Annotated in this window: 19 protein-coding genes; 5 read left to right on the top strand and 14 right to left on the bottom strand. The window is 67.6% G+C overall.

Annotation, left to right across the window (positions count from 1 at the left end; genetic code table 11):
* Nucleotides 1-142: 142 nt before the first annotated feature.
* Nucleotides 143-337, top strand: coding sequence for a hypothetical protein (locus K9D25_RS14465; RefSeq protein WP_244376281.1), 195 nt, complete (start codon nucleotides 143-145; stop codon nucleotides 335-337).
* 154 nt (nucleotides 338-491) lie between these two features.
* On the opposite strand, the gene thrS is transcribed toward K9D25_RS14465, so the two are convergent.
* Nucleotides 492-2,453 (bottom strand): threonine--tRNA ligase, encoded by a 1,962-nt coding sequence (thrS, locus tag K9D25_RS14460; protein WP_244376279.1) that lies wholly within the window; start codon nucleotides 2,451-2,453, stop codon nucleotides 492-494.
* 52 nt (nucleotides 2,454-2,505) lie between these two features.
* Nucleotides 2,506-2,847 (bottom strand): membrane protein insertion efficiency factor YidD, encoded by a 342-nt coding sequence (yidD, locus tag K9D25_RS14455; protein WP_432207883.1) that lies wholly within the window; start codon nucleotides 2,845-2,847, stop codon nucleotides 2,506-2,508.
* A gap of 92 nt (nucleotides 2,848-2,939) precedes the next feature.
* Between yidD and K9D25_RS14450 the strand changes: the two genes are divergently transcribed.
* Nucleotides 2,940-3,365, top strand: a complete 426-nt coding sequence (locus K9D25_RS14450) for a hypothetical protein (RefSeq protein ID WP_244376277.1) — start codon at nucleotides 2,940-2,942, stop codon at nucleotides 3,363-3,365.
* A 9-nt stretch (nucleotides 3,366-3,374) separates the two neighbouring features.
* On the opposite strand, the gene K9D25_RS14445 is transcribed toward K9D25_RS14450, so the two are convergent.
* On the bottom strand, nucleotides 3,375-3,821 hold the full coding sequence (locus K9D25_RS14445; protein WP_244376275.1) for an iron-sulfur cluster assembly scaffold protein: 447 nt from the start codon (nucleotides 3,819-3,821) through the stop codon (nucleotides 3,375-3,377).
* Nucleotides 3,822-4,075: 254 nt separating this feature from the next.
* Between K9D25_RS14445 and folE the strand changes: the two genes are divergently transcribed.
* The gene (gene folE / locus K9D25_RS14440) at nucleotides 4,076-4,714 is read left to right on the top strand and encodes a GTP cyclohydrolase I FolE (protein ID WP_244376273.1); all 639 of its coding nucleotides are present in this window, start codon (nucleotides 4,076-4,078) and stop codon (nucleotides 4,712-4,714) included.
* A 25-nt stretch (nucleotides 4,715-4,739) separates the two neighbouring features.
* Nucleotides 4,740-5,240, top strand: coding sequence for a phosphoribosyl-AMP cyclohydrolase (gene hisI / locus K9D25_RS14435; RefSeq protein ID WP_244376271.1), 501 nt, complete (start codon nucleotides 4,740-4,742; stop codon nucleotides 5,238-5,240).
* A gap of 137 nt (nucleotides 5,241-5,377) precedes the next feature.
* Here hisI and K9D25_RS14430 read toward each other — a convergent pair whose 3' ends face one another.
* The gene (locus tag K9D25_RS14430; protein WP_244376270.1) at nucleotides 5,378-5,809 is read right to left on the bottom strand and encodes a CBS domain-containing protein; all 432 of its coding nucleotides are present in this window, start codon (nucleotides 5,807-5,809) and stop codon (nucleotides 5,378-5,380) included.
* Between the two features lie 155 nt (nucleotides 5,810-5,964).
* Entirely contained in the window at nucleotides 5,965-6,762 is a 798-nt protein-coding gene (locus K9D25_RS14425) for a rhomboid family intramembrane serine protease (RefSeq protein WP_432207882.1), read from the bottom strand.
* A 213-nt stretch (nucleotides 6,763-6,975) separates the two neighbouring features.
* Here K9D25_RS14425 and K9D25_RS14420 point away from each other — a divergent pair, with 213 nt between their 5' ends.
* Entirely contained in the window at nucleotides 6,976-7,632 is a 657-nt protein-coding gene (locus tag K9D25_RS14420) for a transglutaminase-like cysteine peptidase (RefSeq protein WP_244376266.1), read from the top strand.
* Here the strand turns inward: K9D25_RS14420 and K9D25_RS14415 are convergent.
* The 9 genes from K9D25_RS14415 to K9D25_RS14375 form a co-directional block, all read right to left on the bottom strand.
* Nucleotides 7,629-8,165 carry a GNAT family N-acetyltransferase gene (locus K9D25_RS14415; protein ID WP_244376264.1) on the bottom strand — a complete coding sequence of 179 codons (537 nt, stop codon included), beginning with the start codon at nucleotides 8,163-8,165 and terminating at the stop codon, nucleotides 7,629-7,631. The two genes, K9D25_RS14420 and K9D25_RS14415, sit on opposite strands and share 4 nt — an antisense overlap.
* 26 nt (nucleotides 8,166-8,191) lie before the next feature.
* The gene (locus tag K9D25_RS14410; protein ID WP_244376262.1) at nucleotides 8,192-8,722 is read right to left on the bottom strand and encodes a gamma carbonic anhydrase family protein; all 531 of its coding nucleotides are present in this window, start codon (nucleotides 8,720-8,722) and stop codon (nucleotides 8,192-8,194) included.
* Between the two features lie 5 nt (nucleotides 8,723-8,727).
* Nucleotides 8,728-8,940: a DUF3126 family protein gene (locus K9D25_RS14405; RefSeq protein ID WP_018391302.1), complete on the bottom strand. Its 213-nt coding sequence runs from the start codon at nucleotides 8,938-8,940 to the stop codon at nucleotides 8,728-8,730.
* Between the two features lie 113 nt (nucleotides 8,941-9,053).
* Entirely contained in the window at nucleotides 9,054-9,914 is an 861-nt protein-coding gene (gene cysE / locus K9D25_RS14400) for a serine O-acetyltransferase (protein WP_244376260.1), read from the bottom strand.
* 347 nt (nucleotides 9,915-10,261) lie between these two features.
* Nucleotides 10,262-10,555 (bottom strand): addiction module antidote protein, encoded by a 294-nt coding sequence (locus K9D25_RS14395; RefSeq protein ID WP_244376258.1) that lies wholly within the window; start codon nucleotides 10,553-10,555, stop codon nucleotides 10,262-10,264.
* A 4-nt stretch (nucleotides 10,556-10,559) separates the two neighbouring features.
* Entirely contained in the window at nucleotides 10,560-10,856 is a 297-nt protein-coding gene (locus tag K9D25_RS14390) for a type II toxin-antitoxin system RelE/ParE family toxin (protein WP_244376256.1), read from the bottom strand.
* Nucleotides 10,857-10,900: 44 nt separating this feature from the next.
* Nucleotides 10,901-11,653, bottom strand: coding sequence for an alpha/beta fold hydrolase (locus tag K9D25_RS14385; RefSeq protein ID WP_244376254.1), 753 nt, complete (start codon nucleotides 11,651-11,653; stop codon nucleotides 10,901-10,903).
* Nucleotides 11,654-11,723: 70 nt separating this feature from the next.
* On the bottom strand, nucleotides 11,724-12,092 hold the full coding sequence (locus tag K9D25_RS14380; protein ID WP_244376252.1) for a DUF4087 domain-containing protein: 369 nt from the start codon (nucleotides 12,090-12,092) through the stop codon (nucleotides 11,724-11,726).
* A gap of 20 nt (nucleotides 12,093-12,112) precedes the next feature.
* Nucleotides 12,113-13,099, bottom strand: a complete 987-nt coding sequence (locus K9D25_RS14375; protein ID WP_244376250.1) for a hypothetical protein — start codon at nucleotides 13,097-13,099, stop codon at nucleotides 12,113-12,115.
* Nucleotides 13,100-13,197: the final 98 nt, after the last annotated feature.

Genomic DNA, 13,197 nt, shown 5'->3' with positions numbered 1-13,197 from the left:
GGACGCTTTCACACCCTAGATAGGGATGAGGGAGGCGCCACAGACAGCGATGAAGATATTCCGAGCGGGCGTTCTCACAGCGGCACTGGCGCTTTTGGCCGGTCCCGCTCTGGCCCAGGTCACCTCACAGCCGAGCCCCTACATGCCCCAGCGACGCGATTCGGTCCGGCCCAACAGTCAGAACCTCATGCAGGGCCCGTCCTATTGGACGCCGCAGCAGCGCCGGCTCAACGTGCCCGGCGCCACCGCCAATCCCAGCCTGCGGCGCGACACCGAGCCCTACCCGCCCCCGCCGCTGCCACCGCCGGTGCGGCCGGCGGAAACGCCGGACAAGTAAACGGACGGCGGGGCGACTCGTGCCCGCCGTCCGTCATGCTGAAGCGCCGTCATCCCGGCCGAGCCCAGCGAGAGCCGGGATCGCTCTCCATCTCGTCGCCATCCCGGATCGGCCTGCGGCCGTCCGGGATGACGGCTCTCGAAGGCGCCAGCCCTCAGTCCCGCTCCAGGTCCGGCGGGCTCGCTTCGGCCACCAGGCTCGCCAGCGCCTCGTCGAGAGTCAGCGTGGTCTGGTTCGGCGAGCCGAGCCGGCGGATGGAGACGGTGCGCTCGGCGGCTTCCTTGCGCCCGACGACCACCAGCGCTGGAACCTTGGCCAGCGAGTGCTCGCGCACCTTGTAGTTGATCTTCTCATTGCGCAGGTCGAGCTCGACCCGCAGCCCCTTCTTCTTCGCCGCCGCGACGATCTCGCGGGCATAGTCGTCGCCCTCGGAGGTGATGGTCGCCACCACCGCCTGCACCGGCGCCAGCCAGAGCGGGAAATGGCCGGCATGGTGCTCGATGAGGATGCCGGTGAAGCGCTCCATCGAGCCGCAAATGGCGCGGTGGATCATGACCGGCGTCTTCTTCGAGCCATCGGCATCGACATAGAACGCGCCGAAGCGCTCCGGCAGGTTGAAATCGACCTGCGTCGTGCCGCACTGCCATTCGCGGCCGATCGCGTCGCGCAGCGTGTACTCGAATTTCGGGCCGTAGAACGCGCCCTCGCCCGGCAGGATGCCGGTCTTGATCTTGCCGCCGGACTCCGCCTCGATCTGGGTGAGCACGCGGCCCATCACCTCTTCGGCGTGGTCCCACACCGCGTCCGAGCCGACGCGCTTTTCCGGCCGGGTGGAGAGCTTGACCACGATCTCCTCGAAGCCGAAATCGGCATAGGTGGAGAGGATCAGTTCGTTGATCTTCAGGCACTCCGCCGCCATCTGCTCCTCGGTGCAGAAGATGTGGGCGTCGTCCTGGGTGAAGCCGCGCACGCGCATCAGCCCGTGCAGGGCGCCCGACGGCTCGTAGCGGTGCACGGCGCCGAATTCGGCGAGGCGCATGGGCAGGTCGCGATAGCTCTTCAGCCCGTGCTTGAAGATCTGCACATGGCCGGGGCAGTTCATCGGCTTGAGCGCGTAGACGCGGTCATTATCCTCGGTGTCGCCGGCCGGCTGCACCTTGAACATGTTGTCCTTGTACCAGCCCCAATGGCCGGAGGTCTCCCACAGCGACTTGTCGAGCACCTGCGGCGCGTTGACCTCGCTATAGTCGGCGGCGAGGCGGCGACGCATATAGGAGACGAGGTTCTGGAACAGGTTCCAGCCCTTCGGGTGCCAGAATACGACGCCCGGCCCCTCCTCCTGGAAGTGGAACAGGTCCATCTCCCGGCCGAGGCGGCGGTGGTCGCGCTTCTCCGCTTCCTCCAGCTGGAGGATATAGGCGTCGAGTTCTTCCTTGGTCCGCCACGCCGTGCCGTAGATGCGGGTCAGCATCGGGTTGTTGGCGTCGCCGCGCCAATAGGCACCGGCCACCTTCATCAGCTTGAAGGCGTCGCCCACCTTGCCGACGCTCGGCATGTGCGGGCCGCGGCAGAGGTCGAACCACTCGCCCTGCTTGTAGATCTTGATCGTCTGGTCGGCGGGGATGGCGTCCACCAGTTCGACCTTGAACGCCTCGCCCTTCTCCTTGAACACGGCCTTGGTCGTCTCGCGGTCCCACACTTCCTTGGTGAAGGGCGCGTCGCGGGCGATGATCTCGCGCATCTTCTTCTCGATGGCGGCGAAATCGTCCGGGGTGAAGGGCTCGTTGCGGAAGAAGTCGTAATAGAAGCCGTTCTCGATCACCGGGCCGATGGTCACCTGCGTGCCCGGCCACAGCGCCTGCACCGCCTCGGCCAGCACATGGGCGGCATCGTGGCGGATGAGTTCCAGCGCTTCCGGGCTCTCGCGGGTGACGAGTTCGAACCTGGCATCCGCAGAAATGGGGTCGGAAAGGTCGGTCAGCACCCCGTCGAGCTTCATCGCCAGCGATTTCTTGGCCAGCGACTTGGCGATGGAGGCGGCGACCTCGGTGCCGGTGGTGCCGGAGGCATAGGCTCGGACGGCGCCATCGGGAAAGGTGAGGTGGATATCGGACATGGTATCGGCTCCTGCCCACTCCTGCGAACCACGCAGGTAGGCTCTTCTGAGGTCACGTATCGCGCGCGCCCGGCGGCTGCGGGGTCCGCGCGTAGCGCCACGGCATATACCACGCGCCCTCACGCGGCAATTCGGCCGGCACCGGCTCGAAGCCCGATCCACCCCAGGGATGGCAGCGACAGATGCGCCCCGCCGCCATCCAACCGCCCGCCCAGGCGCCATGGCGGTCGATCGCCTCCTCGGCGAATTCCGAGCAGGTGGGGAGATAGCGGCACTGCCGGCCCATGAAGGCGGAGAAGCTGTAGCGGTAGACGAGGATCGGCGCCCGCAGCATCAGCCGCGGCAGCCGCGCCGCCAAGGCTGCGACACTCGCCTGCGACTTCGGCGCCGTCATCGCCCGCCCCTAACCGGGAACCGGCGGGACTCCGCCGCGTTGCCCCCGTGACACGCCGGCGCGCAGGCCGGTCGGCAGCCCGGGAGCAGATGATGACGGACACCCGATTCTGGACGATGGCGGCGCTGGCAGCCGGCCTTACCCTGGCCGCCCCCGCCTTCGCGCAGCAGCCGCCGGCGGAGACGCATGTGCCCCCCGGCCCGGCCGGCGGCACGCAGCCGGAGCCGTCTGCTGCCAATTCGCCGGAGGTGGACCCGGACATGCAGCGCGTCGCCGCCTGCAAGGCCGATGCGCTGGCGAAGCTGAAGCAGCGCTCGCCCTCGATCGAGGACATCTATATCGACGTGGACGGCCTCACCATCGCCGAATCCGAGAGCACGCTCGGCACCACCGCCGTCAAGGGCGTGATCATGGGCGAGGCCTATATCCAACGCGACCGCTCCGACACCGCCAACCGCTTCCTCTGCCTCACCGGCCCGAAGGACGAGGTGCTGTTCACCTTCTTCACCGAGCGCTGAGCCGCGGCCCTACTCCGCCGCCTGCGCCGCGCGCGCCGCGATCTGGTCGAGCGCGTCGACAACCGCGTCGAAGGTGAGCAGCGTTGAGGCGTGGCGCGCCTTGTAGTCGCGCACCGGCGCCAGCACCTTCAGCTCTGCCCAGCGGCCTTCCGGCGGCGCGCCGTTCTCTTTCAGCATCCGCCGCATCGCCTCGCGCACGGCGCGCAGCTCGTCCGGCGTGGAGCCGACGATGAGCGCGCCCATGACGGAGGACGAGGCCTGCCCAAGCGCGCAGGCGCGCACCTCATGGGCGAAGTCGGCCACCACGCCGTCACGCAGCGCGAGATCGACGGTGACGGTGGAACCGCAAAGCTTGGAATGCGCCGTTGCCGTCGCATCAGGCGCCGCGAGGCGTCCCAGCCGTGGTATATCGGCGGCGAGTTCCAGTATCCGGCGGTTATAGACGTCGTTCAGCATAAGGCTCGATCCCTGCACGACGGGCGGTGATCCCCGCACAGGCCGCGTCCGCCCGATTGCGGCCAGCCCTGCGTGGCTTATATAGGAGCGGTCGCCCCCCTGCGAAAGCAGCGGACGCGATCTGTCTTTCGGCAGGCGCGCCAGGCGGCTATGGTCGGTATGATGCTGATCCGTGGCGGGTATTGGCACGTAGGACGGATTTGACCGAAGCAGTCGGGCTGCGGATCATAATGCGTCGTCGAACGGAGTTCGTCATGGATGCCGTGCTTGAAACACTGATGCGCAGCGCCCAGAGCGAGAAGGAGGCGTCCACCGAGCGCCGCCCCTCCCGTGAGGAGGCCGAGGCCGCCGTACGCACCCTCATCGCCTGGGCCGGCGACGACCCGACCCGCGAGGGCCTGCTCGACACCCCCAAGCGCGTGGTGCGCGCCTATGAGGAACTCTACAGCGGCTACCGTGTCGGGCCGGAGGCCATTCTCGACCGCACCTTCGGCGAGATCGGCAATTTCGACGACATGGTGATGGTGCGCGATATCGAGTTCCATTCGCACTGCGAGCACCACATGGTGCCTTTCGTCGGCAAGGCGCATATCGCCTATTTCCCGGTGGAGCGTGTGGTGGGCCTCTCCAAGATCGCGCGCATCGTCGATATCTACGCGCGCCGCCTGCAGACGCAGGAGCACCTGACCTCGCAGATCATCACCGCGATGGACGAGATCCTGAAGCCGCGCGGCGTCGCCGTGCTGGTCGAGGCCGAGCATATGTGCATGGCCATGCGCGGCGTGCGCAAACAGGGCGCATCCACCGTCACCACCCAGTTCACCGGCGTTTTCCGCGACGATCCGCAGGAGCAGGTTCGCTTCATGAGCCTGCTGCGCGGCCTGCGTCCGTAGGGGCGTCGCCTCCGCACAGGCTTCGATGACCGAGATTTCCTTCGCCCCCCGCGGCAGCAAGGCCGAGATCGAGGAGGGCGAACGCCTCTCCCCGAAATTCGACGCCGATGGCCTGCTCACCGCCGTGACCGTCGATGCCGATGACGGCACCGTGCTCATGGTCGCGCATATGAACGCGCAGGCGCTGGCCCTGACCATCGAGACCGGCGTGGCGCATTATTTCAGCCGCTCGCGCGGGCGGCTGTGGAAGAAGGGTGAGGAAAGCGGCCACCTCCAGCAGTTGGTCGAGTTGCGGGTCGATTGCGACCAGGACGCGGTGGTCCTGCGCGTGCGCATGCCCCCGCTCGGCCCCGGCGTGCCCGGCGCGGCCTGTCACACCGGGCATCGCTCCTGCTTCTTCCGCTCCGTGCCGCTGGGCGCGGCGCCGACGCCCGAATTGACGCTCGCCGTCAATGATGACGGCCCGCTGTTCGACCCGGCCAAGGTCTATGGGCTGACGAAGAAGACCGACACGCCGCGCTTCTAGCGGCGCCAGCTTCCGGCCGTTTGCTTCGCCGTCATCCCGGCCGGCGGCGAAGGCGCAAAGCCGGGACCGCTCCCCGTGTGCACGCGATCCCGGACCGACCTGCGGCCGTCCGGGATGACGCAGTTACACAGCTGCGATCACGCCGAGAGGATGTATTCCCGCATGGCGTGGCTCTCGCGCTCCATTTCGGCCAGGCGGTGCTTGACCACGTCGCCGATGGAGATGATGCCGATCAGCTTGCCACCCTGCACCACCGGCAGATGGCGGAAGCGGCCGGCGGTCATGTGCTCCATGATCTGGTGAACCGTCTCATTGCCCTCACAGGTGACGACGCGCGAAGTCATCACCGAGCCGACCGTGTCGTCGAGCCGGCCGGGCCCGTCGAGGCCGATCACGCGCACCACGTCGCGCTCCGAAAGAATGCCGACGACCCGCCGCTCGGGGTCCGTCACCACGATGGCGCCGATGCGCTTGGCCGCCAGAAGCTCCGTCGCCTCGCGCAGCGTCGCCTCGGGGGCGATCGTCTGAACATCGAAGCCCTTTTCCTCAAGAATCGTCCGAACCGTCATGCAAGCCTCCTTCCCGGAATGCGGGACGGCTGGAACGCGCTCCATTCACCGCCCGCCTTGTTCGGCTTCTTCCCCACATCGGGGCGAGCCATGGCGGAATGATCCGCCTTAACCTTCCGGCAGGCAAGGGGCGCGGCCGCAAACAGTTCGGCGACTTAGAAGCGGGAGGTGCGGGAATAGCTGTCGCTGCCGGGACGGCGGCGGATGGGGTCGAACAGCGGGAACGCCAGCAAACCGGCGAGGAAGCCGCCCATATGCGCCTGCCAGGCGATGCTGCCATCGACCAGTCCGGCGGGTTCGCCGAGGCCGAAGGCGAGGTTGATGACGAACCACACGGCAACGAAGCCGATCACCCGCCGGTCGCGCATCACGTCCATCAGCGGCGGCGCCGGCGCATGGACGGCCTGCTCCGCGACGCCCGGCCGCCACACCTGCCCGCCATCGGCGAACATGAAGCGCAGCGCCGCCGCCATGAAGCCGGACACCGCCGCCGAAGCGCCGATCATCGGCACCAGTTCGCCCTCATGGGTGACGAGATGCAGCCCCGCCCCCGCCGCCGCCGTGAAGGCGAAGAACAGCAGGAAGCGCAGCACGCCGAAACGCCGCGCCACCGGCGTGCCGAAGGCCAGCATCCAGAGGAGATTCAGCCCGACATGGGCCCAGCCGCCATGCAGGAAGGCATAGGTGATGAAGGTCCACGCATCCGCCGCCGCGCCGCCCGGCAGCACACCCTCGGCGAGAACGGAGGGATCGTAACGGGCGGGAATGAAGGCGAAGAGCGCCAGAATCTCGATGCCCGTCTCCACATCCACCCAGTCGCGCACCAGCTGGATGAGCAGCATCGCCGCCGCCAGCACGGTAATCACCGGCGGCACGTTGAGAAGCGGTTCGCGTCTGTGGGCGGCAAGGCGGGGCGGTTCAAGCACACCGTTCACATAGGCGTCCCGCCGCATGGCGGCAAGGTCGCACCGCGCCGCACCGGGCCGAAACCCGTTTCCGCCGGCTTAAGCGGCGTGATGAACAGTTTGCCTATTGCTTTGGTTAACGCCAATAAAAAACCTATTAACGTTCTCTATCCGTCGTAGTGATGAATCGTCGCCATCGCTTAGACGCGTATAAAATCCTTCGCGCTAAGCTCTCATCCAGTGACAGGGATGAGGTACGCGATGAAAAAGAGGCTCGAACGGGCCCTTCTCGCGGCGGGTCAGGCGGTTGTTGCGGCTGCCTTTGCGGCGGTGCTGACGCCCGCCGAGCCCGCACAGGCGGAGAAGACGGTGGCGATGCTCTCCAGCTTCGCCGCCAACATGGCGCCCGGCGCGCAGACCAGCGTGCCGATGGGCTATTTCCAGTTCTGCACCGAGCACCCCGCCGATTGCGGCTCGGCCGGCAGCACCGGCGGCAAGGTGGCGTTGACGGAGGCCAATTTCGCCCAGCTGCGCAAGGTCAATGACGAGATCAATGGCCGCATCCAGCCGCTGACCGATCTCGAACATTACGGCGAGATCGAACGCTGGACCTATCCGGACGACGGCTTCGGCGATTGCGAGGATTATGTCCTGCTCAAGCGCCGCACGCTGGTCGAACTCGGCTGGCCGGCGGACACGCTGCTGGTCACCGTGGTCCGCGACCACAAGGGCGACGGCCACGCGGTTCTCACCGTGGTGACGGATCGCGGCGACCTCGTGCTCGACAATCAGGAAGCGGCGATCCTGCTCTGGCACGAAACCGGCTATCGCTTCGTCAAGCGCCAGGCGCAGCAGAACACCGACAGCTGGGTCTCGCTCGGCGACGTGCTGGCGCCGCTTTCGGTCGGCCGCAACTAGCCGGCCGCCTCCCACTCCCGGCGCAGTAGGGCGTATTGCATTGTGTTCTCATAGACGGGCTTGCCGCGCTCATCCTGCCGGAAGGAGATGAACTCCCGGAACAGCCCTTCCGCGCGCATGCCGAGCCGTTCGCACAAGCGTCGCGAGGAGGAATTGTCCTCCTCGACATAGGCATAGAGCCGCCGCGCCTGTTTCACCGTGAACAGATAGTCGAACAGCGCCCGCGCCGCCTCGGTAGCGAAGCCAGCCCCGGAGAACGCCGCATTGAAGTTCCAGCCGACGGAATAATTGTCGGGCGGCTCCGGCATGGCGAACACGTCGCCGATCACCCGGCCGGTCGCGGCCAGACAGACGGCGATATGCTCGTCATTGCCAGCGCGCTCCGTCGCCTCGGCCTCGGCGGCCGCGAGATCGTCCAGCTTGAGCGAGAGAAAGCAGCTGGCGCCCGGTTCGCGCAGATAGGCCAGCAGGTCCGGCGCATCCTCGGCGCGGAAGTTCCGCAGGATCAGACGTTCGGTGCGGATCGCGTCCATAGGGCGTCCCCGATCGCGAAGCGCTCTCAATCCACCCGCTTCAGCCCTTCGGCGAAGCGCCGCCAGTTGCGCACATAATGCGCGGCGGTGCCGTGGATGCGCTTCTCCATCGCCTCGTCGAGGCTGCGGATCACCTTGCCCGGCGCCCCGACGATGAGCGAATTGTCGGGATATTCCTTGCCCTCGGTGATGAGCGCGCCCGCGCCCACCAGACAGTTGCGGCCGATCTTCGCGCCGTTGAGGATCGTCGCCCCCATGCCGATCAGGCTGTTGGCGCAGATCGTGCAGCCATGCAGCATCGCCTTGTGGCCGATGGTGCAGTCTTCACCGATGGTCATGGGGAAGCCGGGATCGGTGTGCAGCACGCACAGTTCCTGAATGTTCACCCGGGCGCCGAGCGTGATCGGCTCATTGTCGCCGCGAATGACCGAGCCGAACCACACGCTCGCCTCGTCGCCCACCACGATATTGCCGATCAGTTCGGCGGTGGGGGCGATCCAGTAGCGGCCGAGCGCCGGGAGTTCCGGCGCCACACCGTCGAGCGCGTAGACCGGCATCGCCCTCAGTCCTCGAGATCGGTGTCGAGAATGGCCATCTGGAAATTATAGGAAAGCTCGCCGTCTTCCTTGTCCTCGAACAGGACGCCGATGAACTCGTCGCCGAGATAGACCTCGGCCGAATCCTTCTTCTTCGGACGCGCGACGACGCGCAGCTGGGTGTTGGTGAACAGGCGCCGCATATAGGTCTGGACGCGTTCCAGGTCCTTCTTTTCCAAGTCCGTGCTCCCAAGGGGGTTGATCGGGCGGCAGGCTTGCCACGCCGCGACGGCCGGCGCAACCGCACCGGCACAATCGCCTGTTCACACCGGCGCGCGGAGAGCCCCGTGCCTCAGATCGCCTCGCCGAGAAAGGTCGGCATATCGGCAAAATGGTCGAACATCTGGTCCATGCTGCGCGAGGGCTCGGCACAGCCGGCCTCTCCCACCACCTTCGCCGGCACACCCGCCACGGTGGTGCGGGCCGGAACGGGCTTCAGCACCACCGACCCGGCGGCGACGCGGGCGCAATGGCCCACTTCGATATTGCCGAGCACCTTGGCACCCGCCCCCAGCAGCACGCCGTGGCGGATCTTCGGGTGCCGATCACCATGCTCCTTGCCCGTGCCGCCCAGCGTCACGCCCTGCAGCACCGAGACATTGTCCTCGATCACCGCGGTCTCGCCCACGACGATGCCGGTGGCATGGTCGAAGAAGATGCCGCGACCGAACGGTGCCGCCGGGTTGATGTCGACCTGGTTCACGGCCGAAGAGCGGCTCTGCAGATAGAGCGCGAAATCGGTGCGGCCGTTCTTCCACAGCCAATGCGCCAGACGGTGGGTCTGGATGGCGTGGAAGCCCTTGTAATAGAGCAAGGGCTGGATCGCCCGGTCGGTCGCCGGGTCGCGGTCGAGCACGGCGACGATGTCGGCGCGGATGGCGACGCCAAGCCCCGGATCGTCCGACGCCGCTTCCTCAAAGGCCTGGCGGATGATGTCCGCCGGCACGTCGCCATGGTCGAGCCGCTGGGCGATGCGGTGCGCCACCGCCCGCTCCAGCGAGGTGTGGTAGAGCACGGTGGAATAAACGAAGCTGGCAAGCGCCGGCTCGCGCTGGGTGATGGTCTCGGCTTCCGCGCGGATGCGCGCCCAGACCGGATCGACCTTGTCGAGCGCGCGCGGCGCTTCGGCGCGCTGAAGAGTGTTCACAGCCATTTTTCTACCCTCGCCGTTCGCCTTTGCGGCGTCGGCCAGATGTCCCGAGTTGGACCCGAGCCTAGCACAACGGCCCGCCCCGGCCTACGCTGGGGGGATTGCAGGATTGCATTGTCGCGTTCCGGTGCCAGGAGGGGCCACGGCAAGGCCGACGCGGCGCGGAATCGAAATATCAGCTTTCCCGCCCAAGCGATTCCGCCGACTCTGTTATTCCGCATGACGGGCGGCCCCACTCCCGCGCCCGCACCGGGACGGGCACAACGGCGCGAACCCCGGGGCGGAATCGGAATGTGAGCGTTGCCCGGCAAACCGCTTACCCGACTCTGCTTTTTGGCCGGCGGACCGACTCAGGCCGCGCTTTTGGGCGCTACCGTGAGCGTGAGCCCGAGCGCGCGCACGACACCGAGCAGCGTGGAGAGACGCGGATCCCCGTCCGCGCTCAGCGCCTTGTAAAGCGCCTCGCGCGTCACCCCGGCATCCCGGGCGATCTTGGTCATGCCCTTGGAGCGAGCGATGTCGCCGAGGCCGGCAGCGATCAGTGCAGGATCGCCGTCCTCGAAGATCGCTTCGAGATAGGCCGCTATGCTCTCCGGCGTGTCGAGGTGGTCCGCGGCATGCCATGGGGTCGTTTCGAGTGCCATCTCCTCACTCCTTCCATTCACGGGCGAGCGCTTTGGCCGCCGGGATATCCTTGTCTTGCGAGTGCTTGTCGCCGCCGCAGAGCAGGATCGCCAACACGCCTCCCCGTTGCACGAAATAGACTCGATAGCCGGGGCCGTAATCGATGCGAAGCTCACTGACACCCTCGCCGACCGGCTTCGCATCGCCCGGATTGCCGAGGGAAAGACGGCGAATGCGGGCAAGTATCCGTGCTGCGGCTGCCTCATCCCGCAGCCGCGTAAACCATCGCACAAACTCAGCCGTCTGCCGCACCTCGACCATGGGCGTGAACTATAGTTCACAGATCCCGCGCTGTAAACGCGCGTTCACACCCGCTCGTTCAGGAACGCCAGCACCGCTTCCTTGAACACCTTGTCGCCCACCGCGCGCATGTGGTCGCGGTCGGGAATGTCGACCGCGCGCGCGCCTGATATCAGCGCCGCAAGCGGGGCGGCGGCACCGGACACCTCGTCGCGGGTACCGACCGCGATCAGCGTCGGCACGGAGATCCGCATCACCTCCTCGCGGCTCAGCGTGCGGCGGGAGCCGACGATGCAGGCGGCCAGCGCCTCGCGGTCGCTCTTGGTCTGGTCGGCGAAGGCGCGGAACATGCGGCCCATCGGGTCGGTCACGTCGTCCAGGCTGGGGGCGCGCAGCGCGTCGGCGATGGTGATGGGCAGGCCGGCACCAGCGATGAGGTGAATGCCGATGCCGCCCAGCACCAGCGCGCGCACCCGCTCCGGCGCGGTCAGCGCGGCACAGGCGCTGATGCGCCCGCCCATGGAGTAGCCCATCAGATCGACCTGGGGGAGGCCGAGATGGTCGATCAGCGCCAGCACATCGCGCGCCATCAGCCAGGGATCATACAATTCGGGCTGGTAGAGCTTGGCGGAGGCGCCATGGCCGCGATTGTCGAGCGCGATCACCCGCCGCCCCGCCCCGGTGAGGGTCGAGACCCAGCCCGGCCCGACCCAGTTGATCTCCTTGGTCGAGCCGAAGCCGTGCACCAGCACGATCGGCGCGCCCTCCCCCTCGTCGAGATAGGCGAATTCGATACCGTCATGGGAGAAGGTCGGCATGGCGCGCTCCGTTCAGGGAGCGGGCACGCTAATGAGCCGAAGCGGCGCTGCCAACCCACACACCGAAGCGCTAGCCCGGCTTCTTCAGCGCCTTGTCGTTGCGGCAGCGCGACAGCGGCAGGATCGTGCCGGAATAGATGCGGGTGATGTTCATCTCCGCCTTGTCGGTATCGACGCTGAGGCAGGCGCAGCCATAGCCATATCCGTTCGGCTGCAGTTTCACATATTGCTTGGAGTCGAATTCCGGGGCGTTGTCGAAGCCTTCCGCCTCCAGCCCGCCCTGCGAACGCATCCACCAGTCGCCGTCGCGGTCGGTGAGATACCAGTTGCCCGGCGTCGGGTTCACATACCAGCCGCAGCGGTTTTCCGCCGCGCCGGCCGGAAGGGCGACAAGCACGAGCGCGGCGAGCGAACTCAGCGTCAGCAGGGAACGGCGCATCGGGACCTCCTCGGCGAGCCTCACGCCGGCAGGGGCTGCGGCCGGCGTCGCTTTTTCTTCCACATCGGACGCAGCATCGCCACCACCATCGCATTGAACGAGGCGATGAGGCCGAGCACGTTGAGCGCGGCGGCAATGATCCAATAGGCGAGCTTGGCCATCGCCTCGGTGAGGAACAGCGCCCCGCGCCCCAGCGTCTTCACCACCGCCAGCGTCTTGCCGCCCTTGGCCTGTGCCAGCGCGCTCAGCCGCGCCGCACCGGCGGCATCGTCGACATGGCGCAGCCCGGCGAAGGTGGCGCGCGTGCCGGCCTTGGACCCCGCCGTCCCGAGATCGCCCACCAGCGCGGCGAGTTGCGCCTTCGAGCCGCCGCGCACCGCTGCCGCGATATTCCCGGCGAAGCGCCCGCCGACGACGCCCGCGCGCCGCGCGCCCTTCAGCACCGAGAGCCCGGCCCGGAAGGTCAGCGGCGCGCCGAAAGCGGCATAGGTTGCCCCGGTCGCCACGACGCCGATGCCGGCGAGGTTGACCATGAACTGGTCCACCGGCTCGCCGCGCGCCCAGTTCGCCGCCTCGCGGCCGAGATCGCGCACATCGCCCCACACGGTGAGGTCGCCGGCGGCGGCACCCGCGAGCCCGGCCATATCCTCGCCCTGCCCGGTGAGGAAACCATAGCCGAAGCTCCCCGCCCCGCGCGCAAAGCTCGCGCCCGGCGCGTTGGCGAGGGCGACGCGGCTCCGACGCTCCGCCGTCACCGGCACGCCGCGCTCCTGCGCGAGCTCGACAAAGCTCGCCGCCAGCTCGCCGTCGCCTTCCGCCAGCGCGGCGTCGATTTCTTCCGCCACCCGCGCCTCGGTCAGCACGCCGGTGAGCTGCAGATCGGCGAGCCGGGCCGCATCATCCTGCGCGCTCACCAGCGCAAGGGCATGCCGTCCCGCCGGCACCACCCAATGGGCGGCACCTGCGAAGGCGAGCAGGAAGCCGAAGGCGGCGAAGAAACGGTACATGGCAGCGATATGGGGAGGGCGCGGCGCGATGTCACGTTTCTGCCCGGCCATTATGGCGAAGCGATGGGGGCGGCGTGCACAGGCGCGGCATCCGGCCC

The sequence above is a fragment of the Ancylobacter polymorphus genome, from assembly GCF_022836935.1.
GTDB classification, from domain to species: domain Bacteria; phylum Pseudomonadota; class Alphaproteobacteria; order Rhizobiales; family Xanthobacteraceae; genus Ancylobacter; species Ancylobacter polymorphus_A.
This window is presented reverse-complemented; position numbering and strand designations above follow the sequence as displayed.

What these genes read in the sequence shown, in the direction of transcription:
- K9D25_RS14380 (WP_244376252.1), bottom strand. Translation starts at nt 12,092, where the DNA reads ATGCGCCGTTCCCTGCTGACGCTGAGTTCGCTCGCCGCGCTCGTGCTT.
- K9D25_RS14420 (WP_244376266.1), top strand. Translation starts at nt 6,976, where the DNA reads ATGAAAAAGAGGCTCGAACGGGCCCTTCTCGCGGCGGGTCAGGCGGTT.
- K9D25_RS14430 (WP_244376270.1), bottom strand. Translation starts at nt 5,809, where the DNA reads ATGACGGTTCGGACGATTCTTGAGGAAAAGGGCTTCGATGTTCAGACG.
- K9D25_RS14425 (WP_432207882.1), bottom strand. Translation starts at nt 6,762, where the DNA reads ATGCGGCGGGACGCCTATGTGAACGGTGTGCTTGAACCGCCCCGCCTT.
- folE (WP_244376273.1), top strand. Translation starts at nt 4,076, where the DNA reads ATGGATGCCGTGCTTGAAACACTGATGCGCAGCGCCCAGAGCGAGAAG.
- thrS (WP_244376279.1), bottom strand. Translation starts at nt 2,453, where the DNA reads ATGTCCGATATCCACCTCACCTTTCCCGATGGCGCCGTCCGAGCCTAT.
- K9D25_RS14385 (WP_244376254.1), bottom strand. Translation starts at nt 11,653, where the DNA reads ATGCCGACCTTCTCCCATGACGGTATCGAATTCGCCTATCTCGACGAG.
- K9D25_RS14450 (WP_244376277.1), top strand. Translation starts at nt 2,940, where the DNA reads ATGACGGACACCCGATTCTGGACGATGGCGGCGCTGGCAGCCGGCCTT.
- K9D25_RS14395 (WP_244376258.1), bottom strand. Translation starts at nt 10,555, where the DNA reads ATGGCACTCGAAACGACCCCATGGCATGCCGCGGACCACCTCGACACG.
- yidD (WP_432207883.1), bottom strand. Translation starts at nt 2,847, where the DNA reads ATGACGGCGCCGAAGTCGCAGGCGAGTGTCGCAGCCTTGGCGGCGCGG.
- K9D25_RS14410 (WP_244376262.1), bottom strand. Translation starts at nt 8,722, where the DNA reads ATGCCGGTCTACGCGCTCGACGGTGTGGCGCCGGAACTCCCGGCGCTC.
- hisI (WP_244376271.1), top strand. Translation starts at nt 4,740, where the DNA reads ATGACCGAGATTTCCTTCGCCCCCCGCGGCAGCAAGGCCGAGATCGAG.
- K9D25_RS14415 (WP_244376264.1), bottom strand. Translation starts at nt 8,165, where the DNA reads ATGGACGCGATCCGCACCGAACGTCTGATCCTGCGGAACTTCCGCGCC.
- K9D25_RS14390 (WP_244376256.1), bottom strand. Translation starts at nt 10,856, where the DNA reads ATGGTCGAGGTGCGGCAGACGGCTGAGTTTGTGCGATGGTTTACGCGG.
- K9D25_RS14375 (WP_244376250.1), bottom strand. Translation starts at nt 13,099, where the DNA reads ATGTACCGTTTCTTCGCCGCCTTCGGCTTCCTGCTCGCCTTCGCAGGT.
- K9D25_RS14445 (WP_244376275.1), bottom strand. Translation starts at nt 3,821, where the DNA reads ATGCTGAACGACGTCTATAACCGCCGGATACTGGAACTCGCCGCCGAT.
- cysE (WP_244376260.1), bottom strand. Translation starts at nt 9,914, where the DNA reads ATGGCTGTGAACACTCTTCAGCGCGCCGAAGCGCCGCGCGCGCTCGAC.
- K9D25_RS14465 (WP_244376281.1), top strand. Translation starts at nt 143, where the DNA reads ATGCCCCAGCGACGCGATTCGGTCCGGCCCAACAGTCAGAACCTCATG.